We start from the raw sequence: 21350 nt of genomic DNA on the forward strand, positions 1-21350 counted from the left end.
GCCAAAGGGTTATTGAATCGCTCAAGACCCGGGGCATAGAAAGACCGATGATGAGGACCGACTGATGGCCGGCAAAACGCTTTACGACAAGCTTTGGGATTCCCATGAAGTGAAACGGCGCGACGATGGCTCGTCGCTGATCTATATCGACCGTCACATCATCCATGAAGTGACCTCGCCTCAAGCGTTCGAAGGCCTGCGACTGGCCGGGCGCAAGCCTTGGCGCGTCGACTCGATCATCGCCACCCCGGACCACAACGTGCCGACCACGCCTGAGCGCAAAGGCGGCATCGACGCGATTGTCGACACCGTGTCGCGCCTGCAGGTGCAGACTCTCGATGATTATTGCGACGAATATGGCATCACCGAATTCAAGATGAATGACGTGCGTCAAGGCATCGTTCACGTGATCGGCCCGGAGCAGGGCGCCACCTTGCCGGGCATGACCGTGGTCTGCGGCGACTCCCACACCTCCACCCACGGTGCGTTCGGCGCCTTGGCCCATGGCATCGGCACCTCTGAGGTGGAACATGTGTTCGCCACCCAGTGCCTGGTCGCCAAAAAGATGAAGAACATGCTGGTGTTGGTCGAAGGCCAACTGCCCTTCGGCGTCACTGCCAAGGACATCGTGCTCGCTGTGATCGGCAAGATCGGCACCGCTGGCGGTAACGGCCATGCGATCGAGTTCGCCGGCAGCGCGATTCGCGACCTGTCCATCGAAGGCCGCATGACCATCTGCAACATGTCCATCGAAGCCGGTGCCCGTGTGGGCATGGTGGCGGCGGACGAAAAAACCGTTGAATACGTCAAAGGTCGCCCCTTCGCCCCGCAAGGCGCCGATTGGGAGGCTGCGGTCGAGGCTTGGAAAGACTTGGTCTCCGACGCCGATGCGGTGTTCGACACCGTGGTCGAGCTCGACGCTGCCCAGATTAAGCCGCAAGTCAGTTGGGGCACCTCGCCCGAGATGGTCTTGGCTGTTGATCAAAACGTGCCGGACCCGGCCAAAGAAGCCGACCTGGTCAAGCGTGGCTCCATCGAGCGCGCCTTGAAATACATGGGCTTGACAGCCAACCAGGCGATTACCGACATCCAGTTGGATCGCGTGTTTATCGGTTCCTGCACCAACTCGCGGATTGAGGACTTGCGCGCTGCGGCGGTGATCGCCAAGGGCCGCAAAGTCGCCTCGACCATCAAGCAAGCCATCGTGGTGCCAGGTTCGGGGCTGGTCAAAGCGCAAGCCGAAGCCGAAGGCCTGGACAAGATCTTCCTCGAAGCCGGTTTTGAATGGCGCGAGCCGGGCTGCTCCATGTGCCTGGCGATGAACCCGGACCGTTTGGAGTCGGGCGAGCATTGCGCGTCCACCTCCAACCGTAACTTCGAAGGGCGTCAGGGCGCCGGTGGGCGTACCCACCTGGTCAGCCCGGCCATGGCCGCTGCGGCTGCCGTCAACGGTCGTTTCATCGACGTTCGCGAATTGATCTGAGGAAAACCCGATGAGAGCTTTTACCCAACACACAGGCTTAGTCGCGCCGCTGGACCGTGCCAACGTCGACACCGACCAGATCATCCCCAAGCAGTTCTTGAAGTCGATCAAGCGCACCGGTTTCGGCCCTAACCTGTTCGACGAGTGGCGCTACCTGGACGTGGGCTACGCCTACCAGGACAACGCCAAGCGCCCGTTGAACAAGGATTTTGTGCTCAACGCCGAGCGTTACCAAGGCGCCAGCGTGTTGCTGGCCCGCGAGAACTTCGGCTGCGGCTCCAGCCGTGAACACGCGCCGTGGGCCCTTGAAGAATATGGCTTTCGCAGCATCATCGCGCCGAGCTACGCCGACATCTTCTTCAACAACAGCTTCAAGAACGGCTTGCTGCCGATCATCTTGAGCGACGCCGAAGTGGACGAGCTGTTCAAACAAGTCGAAGCCGATGTGGGCTACCAGCTCACGGTTGACCTGGCAGCGCAGACGGTGACCCGTCCGGACGGCAAGGTGTACCACTTTGAAGTCGACGCGTTCCGTAAGCACTGCCTGATCAACGGCCTGGACGATATCGGCCTGACCTTGCAGGACGGCGATGCGATTGCTGCCTTTGAAACCAAGCACCGGGCCAGCCAGCCTTGGTTGTTTCGTGACGCTTGATTTGCGGTAGACCGTGCGGGCCCCATCGCGGGCAAGCCCGGCTCCCACAGGGGAATGTATTCCATCTGTGGGAGCTGGCTTGCCTGCGATAGCGGCCGTACAAACACCCCAAAACCCAAGGAAAACCATCATGACCAGCACCGCCCACACCCAAGTCGTGCAAAAACAATTCGGTGAGCAGGCCGCGGCCTACCTGAGCAGTGCTGTGCACGCCCAAGGCACCGAATTCGCGCTGCTCCAGGCCGAACTGGCCGGGGCTGGCGCTGCGCGACTGCTGGACGTGGGGTGCGGCGCCGGTCATGTGAGTTTCAACGTTGCGCCGTTGGTCAAAGAAGTGGTGGCCTACGACCTGTCCCAGCAGATGCTCGACGTGGTCGCAGGCGCCGCAAAGGATCGTGGTCTGAGCAACATCCGCACCGTGCACGGCGCCGCCGAACGCTTGCCGTTCGCCGATGGCGAGTTCGACTTCGTGTTCAGCCGTTACTCAGCCCACCACTGGAGCGACCTTGGGCTGGCCCTGCGTGAAGTACGTCGGGTACTCAAGCCGGGCGGTGTGGCGGCATTTGTTGATGTCTTGTCACCGGGCAGCCCGCTGTTGGACACTTACCTGCAAACCGTCGAAGTGCTGCGCGACACCAGCCACGTGCGCGATTATTCCGCCGGCGAGTGGATGCGCCAGTTCAGCGAGGCTGGCCTGCACGTGCGCAACAGCAGCCGTCAGCGTTTGCGCCTGGAATACACCTCGTGGGTCGAGCGCATGCGCACGCCAGAGGTATTGCGTGCTGCAATCCTTGAGCTGCAAAAGGCGATGGGCCAGGAAGTGCGCGATTACTACGAGATTCAAGCCGACGGCACCTTCAGCACCGACGTGCTGGTGGTTTTTGCCGAGCGCTGATTAATTTTCCCGACCTGCCCACGGGCAGGTCGCTTGATGAAATGAGGAACGCATGAGCAAGCAGATTCTGATTCTCCCTGGCGACGGTATTGGTCCGGAAATCATGGCCGAGGCGGTCAAGGTCCTGGAATTGGCCAACAGCAAGTACAGCCTGGGCTTCGAATTGAGCCACGACGTGATCGGCGGCGCCGCCATCGACAAGCACGGCGTGCCCCTGGCCGACGAGACTCTGGACCGCGCCCGTGCGGCTGACGCGGTGCTGCTCGGCGCCGTGGGCGGCCCGAAATGGGACAAGATCGAACGCGACATCCGCCCTGAGCGCGGCCTGCTCAAGATCCGTGCGCAATTGGGCCTGTTCGGCAACCTGCGCCCGGCGATCCTCTATCCGCAACTGGCCGATGCGTCGAGCCTCAAGCCGCAAGTGGTTGCAGGCCTGGACATCCTGATCGTGCGTGAACTGACCGGCGGTATCTACTTCGGCTCGCCACGCGGCGTGCGCACGCTTGAGAATGGCGAGCGTCAGGCCTACGACACGCTGCCGTACAGCGAGAGCGAAATCCGCCGTATCGCCCGTGTCGGTTTCGACATGGCCCGTGTGCGCGGCAAAAAGGTCTGCTCGGTCGATAAGGCCAACGTACTGGCCTCCAGCCAGCTGTGGCGCGAAATCGTCGAAGAAGTCGCCAAGGACTACCCGGACGTCGAACTAAGCCACATGTACGTCGACAACGCCGCCATGCAACTGGTGCGTGCACCCAAGCAGTTCGACGTGATCGTCACCGATAACCTGTTTGGCGACATCCTGTCCGACCAGGCCTCGATGCTCACCGGTTCTATCGGCATGCTGCCGTCGGCGTCCCTGGACACCCACAACAAGGGCATGTACGAGCCGTGCCACGGTTCGGCGCCGGACATCGCAGGCCAAGGCATTGCCAACCCATTGGCGACCATTTTGTCGGTCTCGATGATGCTGCGTTACAGCTTCAACCTGAGTGAAGCAGCAGACGCTATCGAGAAGGCCGTGAGCCGGGTTCTGGACCAGGGTCTGCGCACTGGTGACATTTGGTCACAAGGCTGCACCAAAGTTGGGACGCAAGAAATGGGCGACGCAGTAGTCGCCGCGTTGCGGAATCTGTAATCTCTCGGGCCCGCTTGCAGTTGTTGCTGCAAGGCGGCCCACTTTTTAACAAGGTGTAGTTGCGATGAAACGTGTAGGTCTGATCGGTTGGCGCGGTATGGTCGGTTCCGTGCTCATGCAGCGGATGCTGGAAGAGCAGGATTTCGATCTTATTGAGCCGGTGTTTTTCACCACTTCGAACGTAGGTGGCCAAGGGCCGTCCGTGGGCAAGGATATCGCCCCACTCAAGGACGCCTACAGCATTGAAGAGCTGAAAACCCTCGATGTGATTCTGACCTGCCAGGGTGGCGACTACACCAGCGAAGTCTTCCCCAAGTTGCGCGAAGCCGGCTGGCAAGGTTACTGGATCGACGCTGCCTCGAGCCTGCGCATGCAGGACGACGCCGTGATCATCCTCGACCCGGTCAACCGCAAGGTCATCGACCAGCAACTGGATGCGGGCACCAAGAACTACGTCGGCGGCAACTGCACCGTCAGCCTGATGCTGATGGGCCTGGGCGGCTTGTTCGAAGCCGGTCTGGTCGAGTGGATGAGCGCCATGACCTATCAGGCGGCGTCCGGTGCCGGCGCGCAGAACATGCGCGAGCTGATCAAGCAAATGGGCGCGACCCACGCAGCGGTTGCCGATCAACTGGCGGACCCTGCCAGCGCGATCCTCGACATCGACCGCCGTGTGGCCGAAGCCATGCGCAGTGAGGCCTACCCGACCGAGAACTTCGGTGTGCCATTGGCCGGTAGCCTGATCCCGTGGATCGACAAAGAACTGCCGAACGGCCAGAGCCGCGAAGAGTGGAAGGCCCAGGCCGAGACCAACAAGATTCTGGGTCGCTTCAAAAGCCCGATCCCGGTGGACGGCATTTGCGTGCGCATCGGCGCCATGCGCTGTCACAGCCAGGCGTTGACCATCAAGCTGAACAAAGACGTGCCGATCGCCGATATCGAAGGGCTGATCAGTCAGCACAACCCTTGGGTCAAGCTGGTGCCGAACAACCGCGATATCAGCATGCAGGAGCTGAGCCCAACCAAAGTCACCGGCACCCTGAATGTACCGGTAGGCCGCCTGCGCAAGCTGAATATGGGTACTCAGTACCTGGGCGCGTTCACCGTTGGCGACCAACTGCTGTGGGGCGCGGCTGAGCCGCTGCGTCGCATGCTGCGGATTTTGCTGGAGCGTTGATCGCTTAGCGCTGTATGGAAAACCCGCGGCTGGTGACAGGCGCGGGTTTTTTATTGCGCGCTAATGATCATTGCGTCCGGCCACAAAACCCAGGTTAATTGCCTCACCCCCAACCACCCGGTAAAGTGCCGCTCCCCCCGCAATGCCCGAGGCAGCCACCATGACCCAGACCTTTGAAATCGCCGTGATCGGCGCCACCGGCACCGTGGGTGAAACCCTGGTGCAGATTCTCGAAGAGCTGGATTTCCCGGTAGGCACCCTGTACCTGCTGGCGGGCAGTAACTCGGCCGGCGCCTCAGTACCGTTTCGCGGCAAGAACGTGCGGGTCAAGGAAGTCGATGAGTTCGACTTCAAAAAAGCGCAGTTGGCCTTTTTTGCCGCGGGCCCTGCGGTAACCCTGAGTTTCGCCCCGCGCGCCACGGCCGCCGGTTGCTCGGTGATCGACCTGTCCGGCGCCTTGCCGGCCGATCAAGCACCTCAGGTGGTGCCGGAAGCCAATGCGCACATACTCAAGGGGCTGAAAAAGCCCTTTCAGCTCGGCAGCCCAAGCCCTTCGGCCACCAACCTGGCGGTGGTTCTGGCGCCGTTGCGCGGCTTGCTGGATATCCAGCGCGTCAGCGTCACGGCCAACCTGGCCGTGTCTGCTCAGGGCCGCGAGGCCGTCAGTGAACTGGCCCGGCAGACCGCCGAGCTGTTGAACGTGCGCCCGCTGGAGCCTAAGTTCTTTGATCGACAGATGGCCTTCAACCTGCTTGCGCAAGTTGGCAAACCAGACGCCCAAGGTCATACCGACCTGGAGAAACGGCTCGTACACGAACTGCGTGCGGTGCTGGAAACTCCTTTGCTAAAGATTTCCGCGACCTGCGTTCAAGCCCCGGTGTTTTTTGGCGATAGCCTGACTGTGTCATTGCAGTTGGGCGCGCCGGTCGACCTCGTCGCGGTCAACCGTGCACTTGAGGCAGCACCGGGTATCGAGCTGGTTGAAGAGGGCGACTACCCCACGGCGGTTGGGGATGCGGTCGGTCAGGATGTAGTCTACGTTGGCCGAGTGCGTGCGGGCGTGGATGACCCAGCGGAACTAAATGTGTGGCTGACGTCAGATAACGTACGCAAAGGCGCAGCACTCAACGCCGTGCAGCTGGCGCAGTTGTTGATAAAAGGCCTTGCGTAAAAGATACTTGGCGTCAATTTGTAGATTGATTCTAGCCAGGCGCTATGCTTGGTCCAAAGCAGAACACAAGCGCGTCGGTGACCTATCGGCTCGCCATGCCTTATGGCAGCGGTTACCAACCTTCTCGCAGGCCGAGGAGTGTTCAAACAAAGGATGAGGCTATGGTTCACGTTCGCAAACTGGTGTTAGCAATAGCGGCCGCCTCGGCGCTGTCCTCCGGTATGGCGCAGGCGCTGCAGCTTGGGGAAATGACCCTCAAGTCGAAGTTGAACCAGCCGTTGTCGGTGGAAATCGAATTGCTCGATGTCGGCGGCCTCACGGCTTCCGAGATTACGCCGAGCCTGGCCTCCGACCAGGCATTTGTGGATGCGGGTGTGGATCGCCAGGCGTTTCTTAATGACCTGACGTTTACGCCGGTGATCAACCCGAGCGGTCGTAGCGTGGTGCGCGTCACCTCCAGTAAGCCGCTGCCCGATTCCTACGTACGTTTCCTGTTGCAGGTGCAATGGCCTAGCGGTCGCCTGATGCGTGACTACAGTGTGCTGCTGGACCCTGCCAAGTTCGAACAGCCGGCGCCAGCCGCCAGCACGCCTGCACCGCGTTTGAGTGCGCCGACCAAAACTGCAACTCCCAGCACTGCGCCAGCCATCAGCAAGCCTGCTCAGCACACCACGACTCCTCGCGATACTTTGTGGGAAATTGCCGCGAAGAATCGCAACGGTGCTTCGGTCCAGCAAACCATGCTGGCTATCCAGGCGCTCAACCCTGACGCTTTTATCGGCGGTAATATCAACCGCCTGAAGACCGGCCAGGTGTTACGCCTTCCGGATCGCCAGCAAGCCACCAGCTTGCCGCAGCCGGCGGCGATTGCCGAAGTGGCCGTGCAGAATGCAGCCTGGCGCGAGGGTCGCCGTACCGCCAATAAGCAGGCTGCGGGCAAGCAGCAACTGGATGCGACCAAGCGCACCCAGGCTGGTGATGCACCGTCGAGCACTAATGCGAAGGACAACTTGAGCCTGATCTCTGCCGAATCGGCCAAGAAAGGCGTGAAGGGCAAGGTTGGCGACAGCCGCGCGCTGAGCGACAAGCTGGCGATGACCCAGGAAGAACTGGATACCACGCGCCGCGAGAACGACGAGTTGAAAAGCCGTGCGGCCGACCTGCAAAGCCAGTTGGATAAACTGCAAAAACTGATTCAACTGAAAAACGATCAACTGGCCAAGTTGCAGGCTGCAAACGGTAACCCGGCAGCGCCAGCACCGGCGGCCACTGCGGCGATGCCTGCTCAGTTGGCAGGTGAGCCTGCGGCCACCGCGCCAGCAGCCGATTCGGCACCGACTGCTGCGGCACCTACGCCCGAGCCGGTCAAGCCGGATCCGTCGCCCGCCAATACCACCGAAGGCAAGTTCAACGAACTGCTGACCAATCCGATTATCCTCGGCGTCATCGGCGGTGCTGCCGGCTTACTGGTGTTGCTGCTCCTGCTGCTGTGGGCGCGCCATCGTAATGCCCGCCTCGAAGAGGAAAAGCACCTGCGCATGGCGCGGGCACTGGCCGAAGAGCCGCAGTTTACGCCGAACGTTGATCACGACCTGCCACCGGACAGCTTCGAAGGCCTCGAAGTGGCGGCGCCGAACGTTAAGTTGGCTGCAGCGCCAGCACCGGCTGCCGTTGTTGAGCCGGTCGTGGTGCCGTCGGTTGCCTCCGTGCTTTCGCCCCTGGCCGCTGCCGTGGCCCCGCAAAACGCCAGCGATGCGCTGGCACAAGCCCAATCGCATATCGATCGGGGCCACCTGAACCAGGCGGCCGACGTCCTTCAGCAGGCGATCAAGTACGAGCCCGCGCGCAGCGACCTGCGCTTGAAGTTGATGGAAGTTTACGGGTTGCAAGGCGACAAGGACGGTTTCGTTTCCCAGGAGCGTCAACTGGTGGCCAATGGTGAAAACCACGCCCAGGTCGAGCAGCTCAAAAGCCGCTTCCCAGCCATGGCTGTTTTAGCCGCGGGCGTCAGTGCGGCAGTCGCTGCGGCCGCGCTGGACGCGCAATACGTCAAGAATTTGCTGGATGATAAGCCGGCTGCGCCCGCCCCGGAGCCGGAGCCAGAGGCTTTCGATACTGATTTCGACCTTAGCCTGGACGACCTGGAAGCGGCTTCGCCAGCCGTGGTTCGCCCGGATGATGAGCCGACTTTCGAGTCTGTTCTGCAGCGCCAGACTGAAGCCAAGGCCAGCCCGGATGACCTGTCGGACTTCGATCTGGACCTGCAGCTGGAAGCGCCGTCGTCCGCTCAATCGGACGATGACTTCCTCTCGGGGCTTGAAGAGCAGATGAAGGACGTGCCGCCGGTTGAGCCGCCGACCCTGACGCCTGCTGCACTGGATGATTTCGACCTGCCGGAAGACTTCGACCTGTCCCTGGCTGAGGAGCCGGCCGCTGCGTCAGCGGCCAAGCCGGATGCCTTCGCTTCCGAGCTGGACGATGTCAACGCTGAGCTGGATCGTCTGTCCCAAAGCCTGGAGCACCCGCCGATCGAACCTTCCTTCACCGCTGAAGACGCGGCATTGGGCGGTGATGAGCCGGAATTCGATTTCCTCTCCGGCACCGATGAGGTCGCCACCAAGCTGGACTTGGCCCAGGCCTACATCGACATGGGCGATGCTGATGGCGCGCGGGACATCCTTTCCGAAGTGCTGACCGAGGGCGATGAAGCCCAGCGCGGTGAAGCCAAGGAAATGCTCGGCAAAATCTGAAGGGCGTTGTAAATGCAGTGTGGGAGTGGCGTGGGCCCTGCAACAAAAGCGCCCTTCATATGCCCGTCGCCTTTATAATGGCCGCCTTTGCGCAACTCATCGGGCTCTCAGTTCTTGGCAAACATAGATAACGCGGCCGCCGAAATGGCGGCCGCAGGCTTTAACCGCATCGCCCTGGGCGTGGAATACAAAGGCTCGCGCTACCGCGGCTGGCAGCGCCAGGCCTCTGGTGTGCTGACGGTGCAGGAAACCCTCGAAAACGCTTTGTCGAAGGTCGCCGATTCGCCGGTGTCGCTGATGTGCGCCGGGCGTACCGACGCCGGTGTGCATGCCTGCGGCCAAGTGGTGCACTTCGATACCCAGGCCGAGCGCACGATGAAGGCGTGGGTGATGGGCGCCAATATCAATTTGCCCCATGACGTCAGCGTCACCTGGGCCAAGGTCATGCCTGCGGATTTTCATGCGCGCTTCAAGGCTATCGCCCGGCGTTATCGCTATGTGATCTACAACGATCAGATCCGCCCCGCGCACCTCAATCAGGAAATCACCTGGAACCACCGCCCGCTGGATGCTGAGCGCATGGCCGAAGCAGCGCAGCATTTGGTCGGTGTGCATGATTTCAGTGCCTTTCGTGCCGGCCAGTGCCAGGCCAAGTCGCCGATCAAGGAAGTCCATCACCTGCGTGTGACCCGCCACGGCAAGATGATCGTGCTGGATATCCGTGCCGGTGCTTTCCTGCACCATATGGTGCGCAACATCGCAGGCGTGTTGATGACCATCGGCACGGGCGAGCGTCCGGTGGAGTGGGCCAAGGAAGTGTTGGAAAGTCGCATTCGCCGTACTGGCGGCGTGACTGCACATCCGTTCGGCCTGTACCTGGTGGATGTGGAGTACCGCGGCGAATTCGAATTGCCGGATCGCTTCATCGGGCCACACTTCCTCACGGGTTTCAGCGAACTTGGCGGCTGACGCCCGGAAAAGCTTTTGTTACCATCCGGGACTTTCTCGGTCCAACCCTGAGGTTTCTACGACATGTCAGCCGTTCGCAGCAAGATTTGCGGGATTACCCGCATAGAAGACGCGCTGGCGGCAGTCGAAGCGGGGGCGGATGCCATCGGTTTCGTGTTTTATGCCAAGAGCCCGCGGGCGGTGAATGTGCTGCAGGCGCGGGCGATCATCGCCGCACTGCCACCGTTCGTGACCACCGTGGGCTTGTTCGTCAACGCCAGTCGCTGCGAACTCAACGAAACCCTGGATGCCGTGCAGCTCGACATGCTGCAGTTTCACGGGGACGAAAGCCCTGATGAGTGTGAAAGCTATCAACGCCCGTATATCAAGGCGTTGCGCGTCAAGGCTGGGGATGATGTCGCCGCTGCATGTGCTGCCTATACTGGCGCTCGCGGGATTCTGTTGGACACCTATGTCGAAGGTGTTCCCGGTGGCACGGGTGAGGCGTTTGACTGGTCGTTGATTCCCGAGGGGCTGAGTAAGCCGATCATCCTGGCCGGTGGGCTCAACCCCGCGAATGTTGGGGCCGCCATCGAGCAGGTTATGCCCTATGCCGTGGATGTCAGCGGTGGGGTGGAGCAGGGCAAGGGCATCAAGGATCACCACAAGATTCGCGCATTCATGCAGGCCGTGCGCAACAGCAGGGGTGTGATGTGACGGCTGGCAGTCTGCCGCCGTCCATAACTACCACTGTGTAAAACAGCACCGGCGCCGCCTGCGGGAGGCCCGGAAATGAAGTGGCAACCCTGCGCTGGCAGGTTGTCTGGAAGGCTGAGGATACAGGCAGGAAATGGCCGGTCGAACGTCTGACCCCGTCCTGTCTTGTGTCATCGCCACATAATGAATTTAGCTCAAGGGCATACGCGGGGCTGTGTTCAAGCCACCGGTACTGGAGAAAGAAAGCATGAGCAACTGGTTAGTAGACAAACTGATCCCTTCGATCATGCGTTCCGAGGTGAAGAAAAGCTCGGTTCCTGAAGGTCTGTGGCACAAGTGCCCATCCTGCGACGCGGTGCTGTACCGCCCCGAGCTGGAAAAGACCCTGGACGTTTGCCCTAAGTGCAACCACCACATGCGTATCGGCGCTCGCGCGCGCATCGACATCTTCCTCGACGCCGATGGCCGTGCCGAATTGGGCGCGGACCTGGAGCCGGTTGACCGCCTCAAGTTCCGCGACGGCAAAAAGTACAAGGACCGCCTGACTGCAGCGCAGAAGCAGACCGGTGAGAAAGACGCACTGATTTCCGTCAGCGGCAAGCTGCTGGGTATGCCGGTGGTGGTGTCGGCGTTTGAGTTCTCCTTCATGGGCGGCTCCATGGGGGCCATCGTCGGTGAGCGTTTCGTGCGTGCCGCCAACTACGCCCTGGAAAATCGTTGCCCGATGATCTGCTTCGCCGCCTCCGGAGGTGCGCGTATGCAGGAAGCGCTGATCTCCCTGATGCAAATGGCCAAGACCTCCGCGGTATTGGCGCGTCTGCGTGAAGAAGGCATTCCATTCATCTCCGTGTTGACTGACCCGGTCTACGGTGGTGTTTCCGCCAGCCTGGCGATGCTGGGGGATGTGATCGTCGGCGAACCTAAAGCCCTGATCGGCTTTGCCGGCCCGCGCGTGATCGAGCAAACCGTTCGCGAAAAACTGCCGGAAGGTTTCCAGCGCAGCGAGTTCCTGCTGGAGCACGGCGCCATCGACATGATCATCGCCCGTGGCGAGCTGCGTCCACGGCTGGGTAACCTGCTGGCGCAAATGATGGGCCTGCCGACACCCGTGTACGTCGCGCCTAAAATCGAACCGATCGTTGTGCCGCCGGTGCCTGCAAACCTATGACCCAACGTACCCTGGGCGAATGGCTCGCCTACCTTGAGCAGTTGCATCCGTCAGCCATCGACATGGGGCTGGAGCGCTCGCAACAGGTAGCGGCCCGCCTTGGGTTGGGGCGGCCGGCGCCACGTGTGATCACGGTGACCGGCACCAACGGCAAGGGCTCTACTTGCGCCTTTGTCGCGGCGTTGCTGCAAGCCCAAGGGCTTAAAGTTGGCGTCTACAATTCCCCGCACCTGCTGCGTTATAACGAGCGGGTGCAGCTCAATGGCGTCGAAGCCACTGACGAGCAGCTCTGCCAAGCCTTTGCCGCATTGGATGCCGGGCGCGGCGAGATTTCCCTGACTTACTTCGAGATGGGCACCCTGGCGGCGTTCTGGCTGTTTGAGCGCGCGCAATTGGACGTGGTCGTGCTGGAAGTCGGCTTGGGTGGGCGCCTGGATACGGTCAATGTGGTGGATGCCGACCTGGCGCTGGTCACCAGTATTGGCGTTGACCATGCCGACTATCTGGGCAATACCCGGGAGTCGGTGGCCTTTGAAAAGGCTGGGATCTTGCGCCAGGGCAAACCTGCGCTGTGTGGTGACCTGGACCCGCCGCAGCCCTTGCTCGACAAAGTGCGCGAGCTGGGCTGCCCGTTTTACCTGCGTGGTCGCGAATTCAATCTGGAGATTGGCGCTCAGCATTGGCACTGGCGTGGGCATGACGCGCGTGGCCAAGTGGTCGAATTACGCGATCTGCCACTGCTGAACCTGCCGATGGAAAACGCCGCGCTCGCGCTGCAGGCTTACCTGCTGCTGGATCTGCCGTGGCATGCCGAGCAGATTGCTGCCACATTGCTGGCAACCCGTGTGGTAGGGCGCCTGGATCGCCGCACTTTCGAGTGGCAAGGCAAGCGCCTGAACCTGCTGCTGGATGTGGGGCATAACCCCCACGCGGCCGAGTACTTGGCGCAACGCCTGTCACGTACACCGCCGGTCGGTCGTCGCCTGGCGGTGTTCGGGCTGTTGGCGGATAAAGACTTGGGCGGCGTGGTTGCGCCGTTGTTGAGCGCTGTCCAGGCGTGGGCGGTCGCACCGCTGGATACGCCGCGCAGTCGTCCGGCTGCCGAATTGGAAATCGCCTTGCAGAACCTTGGTGCGCCAGTGGCGTCGTATGCAAGCGTCATCGCGGCGCTTGAAGCGCAGTGTGCGGTGGCCACGGCCGAGGACGATATTCTGTTGTTCGGATCATTTTATTGTGTTGCCGAGGCGCTAGAGTGGTTGGCCCGGCGCTCCACGGAGGAAGCTGCACATGGCATTACTGGATAGCGCTTACAAGCAGCGAATGGTTGGAGCCCTGGTGTTGGTGGCGTTGGCGGTGATTTTTCTGCCGATGCTGTTTTCCCGCCAGGACGAACAGCGCCAGGTAGTGGTTGAGGCGCCAGCCATGCCCCAGGCACCGACGGTGCCTCAGGTTCAGGTTGAGCCGGTGGTGGTGCCCGATCCGCAGGCGCTGCCGCAAGAGCCGGTGCCGACCGATGAGGAAATCGCTGCGCAGCAGGCGCCGACCCAGCCGATACAGCCGAGTGTTCCTGTGGTCAAGCCTGCTCCGGCCCCGGTCGTTGCCGCCAAGCCTGTTGCGCCCGCGCCTGCGCCCAAGCCAGTAGCGCCGCAACCGGCTGCGCCGGGTAAGCCTGATGTGGGGCAGAGCCGTATCGATCCGAATGGCTTGCCGATCAGTTGGTCGATCCAGCTCGCCAGCCTGGCCAACCGCGAGAGCGCCGAAGCCTTGCAGAAAAAGCTGCGTACCCAGGGCTACAACGCCTATATCCGTAGCGCCGACGGCAAGAACCGGGTGTTTGTCGGGCCGCTGATCGAGCGTGCCGAGGCAGATCGCCTGCGGGACTTGTTGGGCCGGCAGCAGAATCTCAATGGTTTTGTGGTGCGTTTCCAGCCTGAGCGCGGCTGATTTTAAGCGGGAATGCGGTTCAAGTGTGGGAGCGGGCTTGCTCGCGAATACGGAGTGTCAGTCACTGAATGTGTATCTGACACACCGTATTCGCGAGCAAGCCCGCTCCCACATTGGTTTTTTAGTAGTCTTAAGATAGCGTTCGCTCTTCACAACCCATTGATTTGCAAAGCACCCGCAATCACAGCTTACCGATAGCCCGGCGCTCTGCTAAAATGCGCCGCCTTATCCGTACGTAGGCTGCACTGTGCCATTTACCTGGGTTGATTGGGCGATCGTTGCAATCGTCGCCATCTCCGCTTTGATCAGTCTAAGCCGCGGCTTCGTAAAAGAAGCACTGTCGTTGCTGACCTGGATCATCGCAGGAGTCGTCGCCTGGATGTTCGGTGGTTCACTGTCGGTTTACCTGGCCGGTTACATCGAAACACCTTCGGCTCGCGTCATCGCGGGCTGCGCCATCATGTTCATCGCCACGCTGCTGGTGGGAGCAATGGTCAATTATCTTATTGGCGAGTTGATACGTGTCACCGGCATCGAAGGGACCGATCGATTTCTCGGCATGGCCTTCGGCGCCGCGCGTGGCGCGTTGCTGGTGGTTGTGGCGGTCGGGCTGTTGAGCCTGGGGCCGGTACAGCAGGATTCGTGGTGGCAGGAGTCGGTGCTCGTGCCAAAATTTCTATTGGTTGCAGACTGGTCCAAAAACCTCATTTTGGGGTGGAGCAGTCAGTGGCTGGCCAGCGGAATCAGCGTACCCGCTGATCTTCCGTTCAAGGAGCACCTCTTACCGGCCAAAACGCCTCAGTAAGTTGTGTTCAGTCAAGATTCATTAAGTAGGGGTTGCGTCGCATGTGTGGCATCGTCGGTATCGTCGGTAAGTCGAACGTGAATCAGGCGCTGTATGACGCGCTAACCGTCCTCCAGCACCGCGGCCAGGACGCTGCCGGTATTGTGACCAGCCACGACGGCCGGTTATTCCTGCGCAAGGACAATGGCCTGGTGCGTGACGTGTTCCACCAGCGTCACATGCAGCGCCTCGTCGGGCACATGGGTATTGGCCATGTGCGTTACCCGACTGCCGGTAGCTCGACGTCGGCCGAAGCTCAACCGTTTTACGTCAACTCGCCTTATGGCATCACCCTGGCGCACAACGGTAACCTGACCAATGTTGAACAGTTGGCCAAGGAGATTTACGAATCTGACCTGCGCCACGTCAACACTAACTCCGACTCGGAAGTGCTGCTCAACGTGTTCGCGCACGAGCTGGCTCAGCGCGGCAAGCTGCAGCCGACCGAAGAAGACGTGTTCGCCGCCGTGACTGACGTGCACAACCGTTGCGTCGGTGGCTACGCGGTGGTGGCCATGATCACCGGTTATGGCATCGTCGGCTTCCGCGACCCGCATGGCATTCGCCCTATCGTGTTTGGCCAACGTCACACTGACGAAGGTGTCGAGTACATGATCGCGTCCGAAAGCGTGTCCCTCGACGTGCTGGGCTTTACCCTGATTCGCGACCTCGCGCCGGGCGAAGCGGTGTACATCACCGAAGACGGCAAGCTGCACACCCGTCAGTGCGCAATTGCGCCGAAACTCACCCCGTGCATCTTCGAACACGTCTACCTGGCGCGTCCGGATTCGATCATCGACGGCGTTTCGGTGTACAAGGCGCGTCTGCGCATGGGCGAGAAGCTGGCCGAGAAGATCCTGCGCGAGCGTCCTGAGCATGATATCGACGTGGTGATCCCGATCCCGGACACCAGCCGTACCGCTGCGCTGGAGCTGGCCAACCACTTGGGCGTCAAGTTCCGCGAAGGCTTCGTCAAGAACCGTTACATCGGCCGCACCTTCATCATGCCGGGCCAGGCGGCGCGCAAGAAGTCGGTACGCCAGAAGCTCAACGCGATCGAGCTGGAGTTTCGCGGCAAGAACGTGATGCTGGTGGACGATTCCATCGTGCGCGGCACCACGTGCAAGCAGATCATCCAGATGGCCCGCGAAGCCGGTGCGAAGAACGTGTACTTCTGTTCCGCTGCGCCTGCCGTGCGTTACCCGAACGTATACGGTATCGACATGCCGAGCGCCCACGAACTGATCGCCCATAACCGGTCGACCCAAGACGTGGCCGACCTGATCGGCGCCGATTGGCTGATCTATCAGGACCTGCCGGACCTGATCGAAGCCGTGGGTGGTGGCAAGATCAAGATCGAGCAGTTCGATTGCGCCGTGTTCGACGGCAAGTACGTGACCGGCGATGTCGACGAGGCCTACCTGAACAAGATCGAGCAGGCGCGTAACGACTCGTCGAAGATCAAGACCCAGGCGGTCAGCGCGATCATCGACCTGTACAACAACTGAGTAAATGCCGGCCCTGAGGGGCCGGTTTTGTATCCTAAATAAAGCATTGAGTAAGGAGTCGCAGCATGAGTCAGGAATGGGATGCCGGTCGGTTGGACAGCGACCTCGATGGCGTAGCTTTCGATACCCTGGCTGTGCGCGCCGGCCAACACCGTACCCCGGAAGGTGAGCACGGTGACCCGATGTTCTTCACCTCAAGCTATGTGTTCCGCACTGCTGCCGACGCCGCCGCGCGTTTTGCCGGTGAAGTGCCCGGCAATGTTTATTCGCGCTACACCAACCCGACTGTGCGTGCATTCGAAGAGCGTATCGCGGCCCTGGAAGGCGCTGAGCAGGCGGTGGCCACGGCAACCGGCATGGCTGCCATCCTGGCGGTGGTAATGAGCCTGTGCAGCGCTGGCGACCATGTGCTGGTGTCGCGCAGCGTGTTTGGTTCGACCATCAGCTTGTTCGAGAAATACTTCAAACGGTTTGGCATCGAAGTGGATTACGTGCCCTTGGCGGACCTGTCTGGTTGGGATGCGGCAATCAAGGCCAACACCAAATTGCTGTTTGTCGAGTCGCCGTCCAACCCGTTGGCTGAGTTGGTGGATATCGCCGCATTGTCCGAAGTGGCGCACGCCAAGGGGGCAATGCTGGTGGTCGACAACTGCTTCTGCACGCCTGCGTTGCAGCAGCCGTTGAAGTTGGGTGCGGACATCGTCGTGCACTCGGCCACCAAGTTCATCGACGGCCAGGGCCGTTGCATGGGCGGTGTGGTTGCTGGTCGCAGCGAGCAGATGAAGGAAGTGGTGGGTTTCCTGCGCACTGCTGGCCCGACCTTGAGCCCGTTCAACGCCTGGATCTTCCTCAAAGGCCTGGAAACCCTTAGCCTGCGCATGAAGGCCCATTGCGCCAATGCCCAGGCCCTGGCCGAGTGGCTGGAGCAACAGGACGGTATCGAGAAGGTCCATTACGCGGGCCTCAAGAGCCATCCGCAACACGCATTGGCCCAGCGCCAGCAGCGTGGTTTCGGCGCTGTGGTCAGCTTCGAAGTGAAGGGTGGCAAGGAGGGCGCCTGGCGCTTCATCGATGCGACACGCCTGATCTCCATCACCGCCAACCTGGGTGACAGCAAAACCACTATTACTCACCCAGGCACCACCTCCCACGGCCGCCTGACCCCGCAAGAGCGTGAAGCGGCGGGTATACGTGACAGCCTGATTCGCATCGCGGTGGGCCTGGAAGATGTGGCTGACTTGCAAGCTGACTTGGCTCGCGGGTTGGCTGCCTTGTGATCGAGTGGTCCATGGACGCTGCGGCGACCGGTAACGGCCGCGTTGCACTGGTGACGGGCGCGGCACGGGGCATTGGCCTCGGTATCGCCGCGTGGCTGATCAGTGAAGGCTGGCAAGTGGTGCTGACCGACTTGGATCGCGAACGCGGTTCCAAGGTGTCCAAGGTGCTGGGTGACAACGCCTGGTTTATCACCATGGACGTGGCGGATGAGAAACAAGTCGCCCAGGGTGTTGCCGAGGTGCTGGGGCAGTTCGGGCGCCTGGATGCGCTGGTGTGCAACGCGGCGGTGGCTGACCCGCGCAATATGACCCTGGAAAGCCTCGACCTGGCGTACTGGAACCGCATATTGGCGGTAAACCTCAGTGGGCCGATGCTGTTGGCCAAGCACTGTGCGCCGTACCTGCGTGCCCACGGCGGTGCCATCGTCAACCTGGCGTCGACCCGCGCGCGTCAGTCGGAGCCTAACACCGAGGCCTATGCGGCGAGCAAAGGCGGCCTGCTGGCCCTTACTCACGCCTTGGCCATGAGCCTGGGGCCTGAGGTGCGGGTGAATGCCGTCAGCCCTGGCTGGATCGATGCGCGTGATCCTGCGGCGCGGCGTGCCGAGCCGTTGACCGATGTCGACCATGCCCAGCATCCGGCGGGCAGGGTAGGTACGGTTGAGGACGTGGCGGCGATGGTGGCGTGGTTGTTGTCGCGTCAGGCGGGCTTTGTCACCGGCCAGGAGTTTGTGGTGGACGGTGGCATGAGCAAGAAGATGATTTACAGCGAGTAGGGCGGGCAGCCGTCTTGAAGCTATTTTGGCTTTTTCAGAAAAACTTCAAGCAGGCTATTGACTTAGGTCCGTTACCTGCGTAAATTTCGCGGCCTCAACGAAGCAAAGGGTGATTAGCTCAGCTGGGAGAGCATCTGCCTTACAAGCAGAGGGTCGGCGGTTCGATCCCGTCATCACCCACCACTTCTTGAGAGTTTTGCCTTAGGGCAGGACGCAACGTTAAAGGTTGCACCGACGCGCAGCGGTAGTTCAGTCGGTTAGAATACCGGCCTGTCACGCCGGGGGTCGCGGGTTCGAGTCCCGTCCGCTGCGCCATATCTGCCTCAAGGCCCACTGAACGCCTTGAAGCACAAAGAAAGCCATTGGCTTATCTTTGATCCGATAGCAAAGACCCTGGTCGAAAGACCGGGGTTTTTTGTGTCTGCGATTTGATATTTTGGTTTGAGCTTCTTCCGTAGCTGCCACTGGTCAATGTGGGAGCTGGCTTGTCTGCGATAGCTTTACCTTGGTCTAAGGTAAGGCCATCGTCGGCAGCCAGCTATCACAATTAGAACCCGAACTTATCCCGCAGCCCGTAGTACCACGCGCCCAGCGCAGCAAACGGCGTGCGCAACAGTTGCCCGCCCGGGAACGGGTAGTGTGGCAGGTCAGCAAACGCATCAAAGCGCTCCGCCTGGCCTCTCAGCGCCTCCGCCAGTACCTTGCCTGCCAAGTGTGTGTACGTCACGCCATGACCGCTGCAACCCTGTGAGTAATAGATGTTGTCGCCCAGACGACCGACCTGCGGCAGGCGCGACAGGGTCAGCAGGAAGTTGCCGGTCCAGGCGTAATCGATTTTCACATCCTTGAGCTGCGGGAAGGCCTTAAGCATCTTCGGGCGGATAATCGCCTCAATATTGGCCGGGTCGCGCGCGCCGTACACCACGCCGCCGCCGAAGATCAGGCGCTTGTCGCTGGTGAGGCGGTAGTAATCGAGGAGGTAGTTACAGTCTTCGACGCAGTAATCTTGCGGCAGCAATGTCCTGGCAAGTTCTTCACCCAGGGGCGCGGTAGTGATGACCTGTGTGCCGCATGGCATCGACTTGGCCGCCAGCTCGGGCACAAGGTTCCCCAGGTAGGCATTGCCCGCGACGATGATGAATTTAGCCCTGACCTTGCCTTCGGCGGTGTGCACCACCGGGTTGGCCCCGCGCTCAATGCGTACCGCGGCCGATTGCTCGTAGATCGTGCCGCCCAGCGATTCCACGGCTGCCGCTTCCCCCAATGCCAGATTGAGTGGGTGAATGTGCCCTCCACTCATGTCCAGCAGACCACCGACATAAGTGTCACAGGCCACGACCTCGCGGATACGGCGCTCGTCGAGCAGCTCTAGCTGCGTATGGCCGTAGCGCTCCCACAGGCGTTTCTGCGACTCCAGATGGCCCATGTGCTTGCTATTGAGCGCGGCGAACACGCCGCCGTCCTTCAAATCGCACTGGATCTGGTACTTGGCCACGCGCTCGCGAATGATCTTGCCGCCTTCAAACGCCATCTGCCCCAACAACTGCGCCTGCTTGGGGCCAACGCTGCGCTCGATGACATCTATGTCGCGGCTGTAGCTGTTGACGATCTGCCCGCCGTTGCGGCCCGACGCGCCAAACCCCACTTTGGCCGCTTCCAGCACGGTGACGCGAAAACCGTTTTCCAGCAGAAACAGCGCGCTGGAGAGGCCGGTGTAGCCGGCGCCAATCACACACACGTCAGTTTCGACTTCACCTTGCAGTAGCGGGCGAGGCGGAACCGCATTGGCGGACGCGGCGTAATACGACTGGGGGTAGGGGGTGTTCGCCATCCTGGAACCTCTGTTTTATATTTTTTACGAGTGCTCAGATCCTACCTGAGTTGAAAATTGCCTGCCAGCCACCCGAAAACTTCGGGTGCGCCCGTAGCAAATAAATAATTCGCATATTCATAGGCTTAGCTGCAAAAAAGATGTTGACACCCCTCCACAATTCCGTAGAATGCCGCCTCACAGCAGGCACGTAGCTCAGTTGGTTAGAGCACCACCTTGACATGGTGGGGGTCGTTGGTTCGAGTCCAATCGCGCCTACCAAACAAAATCCGCTCTGCTGGGCGGTCTAGAAGGGCTCACCGAAAGGTGGGCCCTTTTTTGTTGTCTGGAATAAAGGCAATAGGTCGCCAAGCCGCTGTGCGGCTCACGTTGAAGGGCTGGTTTGGGTCAGCAGAACAGCGTAGCCACCGACAACAGGCAGATGATCTGAACAACCATCTGGCAGCGAATTTCGCCATTGGTTGTGGTCATACTCATGTGTCCGGCATACATAATGGCTACCCTCTTCGTCGGCGGTCGTGCCGTCAGCGATGCGCAAGAATGCGCATGGCTTCATTGAGTATAGGTGTGGAACAGGATTCTTCACGGTCGAGCCGATCCGGTGTGGTTGAGCACGCTTGCGCAAGCGCCTGCCGGCAATCGAGACACATCAATCAGCCCCTCAACGCCAGTGTTGACCTTTGGCTCGATGAAGCGACACCGGCCTTGCGCTAAGCCATCAACATTCTAGGATCGGTGCTTGACCCGCAGACCATCCTGATCAGCGGCTTTCTCCCCGGGGCCATACTCGCCCGATTGATCATCCGCCTTTAGCCCTTGAGTCGCTGATCAGCAGCCGCGCCGATCGCCCATGCCCACGCATTCAAATCGGGACTGCTGGGCAGGATGCTGTGGCTTTGGGCGCTGCGGCGTTGATGATTCGCGCGCAGATCTGCGCCGATTATGAAGCGCTGCTCAAGTCGCAGTGACTTGGTCATACTGGCTAGCGATTGAATTCAAACCAGGGGGGTACGATGGAATTGGTGATGGACGTGTCGTTCGACGTTATGGCGTCGGCGCTGTAGGGCACCC

At 60.7% G+C, this 21350-nt stretch carries 18 protein-coding genes and 3 tRNA genes; 19 read left to right on the top strand and 2 right to left on the bottom strand.

Translation table 11 applies throughout. The features are described 5' to 3' along the window. Positions 1–64 precede the first annotated feature (64 nt). The 18 genes from leuC to E0F99_RS16545 all read left to right on the top strand — a co-directional run bounded on the left by leuC (position 65) and on the right by E0F99_RS16545 (position 18763). Complete coding sequence (leuC, locus tag E0F99_RS16460; protein ID WP_083357725.1) at positions 65–1483, top strand: 3-isopropylmalate dehydratase large subunit; 1419 nt, start codon at positions 65–67, stop codon at positions 1481–1483. A gap of 10 nt (positions 1484–1493) precedes the next feature. Beyond that, positions 1494–2138, top strand: coding sequence for a 3-isopropylmalate dehydratase small subunit (gene leuD / locus E0F99_RS16465; RefSeq protein ID WP_083357726.1), 645 nt, complete (start codon positions 1494–1496; stop codon positions 2136–2138). Between the two features lie 130 nt (positions 2139–2268). Further along, positions 2269–3033, top strand: a complete 765-nt coding sequence (locus tag E0F99_RS16470) for a class I SAM-dependent methyltransferase (RefSeq protein WP_083357727.1) — start codon at positions 2269–2271, stop codon at positions 3031–3033. Positions 3034–3085: 52 nt separating this feature from the next. Beyond that, positions 3086–4168, top strand: coding sequence for a 3-isopropylmalate dehydrogenase (leuB, locus tag E0F99_RS16475; RefSeq protein WP_083357728.1), 1083 nt, complete (start codon positions 3086–3088; stop codon positions 4166–4168). Between the two features lie 64 nt (positions 4169–4232). Next, positions 4233–5345 carry an aspartate-semialdehyde dehydrogenase gene (asd, locus tag E0F99_RS16480; protein WP_083357729.1) on the top strand — a complete coding sequence of 371 codons (1113 nt, stop codon included), beginning with the start codon at positions 4233–4235 and terminating at the stop codon, positions 5343–5345. 160 nt (positions 5346–5505) lie between these two features. Then, positions 5506–6516 carry an aspartate-semialdehyde dehydrogenase gene (locus E0F99_RS16485; RefSeq protein ID WP_083357730.1) on the top strand — a complete coding sequence of 337 codons (1011 nt, stop codon included), beginning with the start codon at positions 5506–5508 and terminating at the stop codon, positions 6514–6516. 161 nt (positions 6517–6677) lie between these two features. Further along, positions 6678–9266: a FimV/HubP family polar landmark protein gene (locus tag E0F99_RS16490; protein WP_083357731.1), complete on the top strand. Its 2589-nt coding sequence runs from the start codon at positions 6678–6680 to the stop codon at positions 9264–9266. Positions 9267–9410: 144 nt separating this feature from the next. Beyond that, on the top strand, positions 9411–10235 hold the full coding sequence (gene truA, locus E0F99_RS16495) for a tRNA pseudouridine(38-40) synthase TruA (RefSeq protein WP_083357732.1): 825 nt from the start codon (positions 9411–9413) through the stop codon (positions 10233–10235). 63 nt (positions 10236–10298) lie between these two features. After that, positions 10299–10931 (top strand): phosphoribosylanthranilate isomerase, encoded by a 633-nt coding sequence (locus tag E0F99_RS16500; protein WP_083357733.1) that lies wholly within the window; start codon positions 10299–10301, stop codon positions 10929–10931. A 247-nt stretch (positions 10932–11178) separates the two neighbouring features. After that, on the top strand, positions 11179–12099 hold the full coding sequence (gene accD / locus E0F99_RS16505) for an acetyl-CoA carboxylase, carboxyltransferase subunit beta (RefSeq protein ID WP_083357734.1): 921 nt from the start codon (positions 11179–11181) through the stop codon (positions 12097–12099). Further along, positions 12096–13403, top strand: a complete 1308-nt coding sequence (folC, locus tag E0F99_RS16510; RefSeq protein ID WP_083357735.1) for a bifunctional tetrahydrofolate synthase/dihydrofolate synthase — start codon at positions 12096–12098, stop codon at positions 13401–13403. The genes accD and folC overlap by 4 nt, the downstream gene beginning before the upstream one ends. After that, positions 13387–14043, top strand: coding sequence for an SPOR domain-containing protein (locus E0F99_RS16515; RefSeq protein WP_083357736.1), 657 nt, complete (start codon positions 13387–13389; stop codon positions 14041–14043). The genes folC and E0F99_RS16515 overlap by 17 nt, the downstream gene beginning before the upstream one ends. Before the next feature lie 247 nt (positions 14044–14290). After that, on the top strand, positions 14291–14848 hold the full coding sequence (locus tag E0F99_RS16520) for a CvpA family protein (protein ID WP_014719151.1): 558 nt from the start codon (positions 14291–14293) through the stop codon (positions 14846–14848). 41 nt (positions 14849–14889) lie between these two features. Beyond that, a complete protein-coding gene (purF, locus tag E0F99_RS16525; RefSeq protein WP_083357737.1) occupies positions 14890–16395 on the top strand; it encodes an amidophosphoribosyltransferase in 1506 nt (501 codons plus the stop codon). A gap of 65 nt (positions 16396–16460) precedes the next feature. After that, positions 16461–17672 carry an O-succinylhomoserine sulfhydrylase gene (locus E0F99_RS16530; RefSeq protein ID WP_083357738.1) on the top strand — a complete coding sequence of 404 codons (1212 nt, stop codon included), beginning with the start codon at positions 16461–16463 and terminating at the stop codon, positions 17670–17672. 11 nt (positions 17673–17683) lie between these two features. Then, positions 17684–18448: an SDR family oxidoreductase gene (locus tag E0F99_RS16535; protein ID WP_083357739.1), complete on the top strand. Its 765-nt coding sequence runs from the start codon at positions 17684–17686 to the stop codon at positions 18446–18448. Positions 18449–18555: 107 nt separating this feature from the next. Continuing rightward, positions 18556–18631: transfer RNA gene (locus E0F99_RS16540), tRNA-Val, on the top strand. A gap of 55 nt (positions 18632–18686) precedes the next feature. After that, a tRNA-Asp gene (locus tag E0F99_RS16545) sits at positions 18687–18763 on the top strand. Between the two features lie 232 nt (positions 18764–18995). Here the strand turns inward: E0F99_RS16545 and E0F99_RS16550 are convergent. After that, a complete protein-coding gene (locus E0F99_RS16550; RefSeq protein WP_083357740.1) occupies positions 18996–20279 on the bottom strand; it encodes an NAD(P)/FAD-dependent oxidoreductase in 1284 nt (427 codons plus the stop codon). 184 nt (positions 20280–20463) lie between these two features. Here E0F99_RS16550 and E0F99_RS16555 point away from each other — a divergent pair. Beyond that, a tRNA-Val gene (locus tag E0F99_RS16555) sits at positions 20464–20540 on the top strand. A gap of 548 nt (positions 20541–21088) precedes the next feature. Here E0F99_RS16555 and E0F99_RS30015 read toward each other — a convergent pair. Continuing rightward, positions 21089–21256 carry a hypothetical protein gene (locus E0F99_RS30015; protein WP_156795338.1) on the bottom strand — a complete coding sequence of 56 codons (168 nt, stop codon included), beginning with the start codon at positions 21254–21256 and terminating at the stop codon, positions 21089–21091. Positions 21257–21350: the final 94 nt, after the last annotated feature.

It is taken from the genome of Pseudomonas antarctica (assembly GCF_900624995.1).
In the GTDB taxonomy this organism is placed as follows: Bacteria; Pseudomonadota; Gammaproteobacteria; order Pseudomonadales; family Pseudomonadaceae; genus Aquipseudomonas; species Aquipseudomonas antarctica.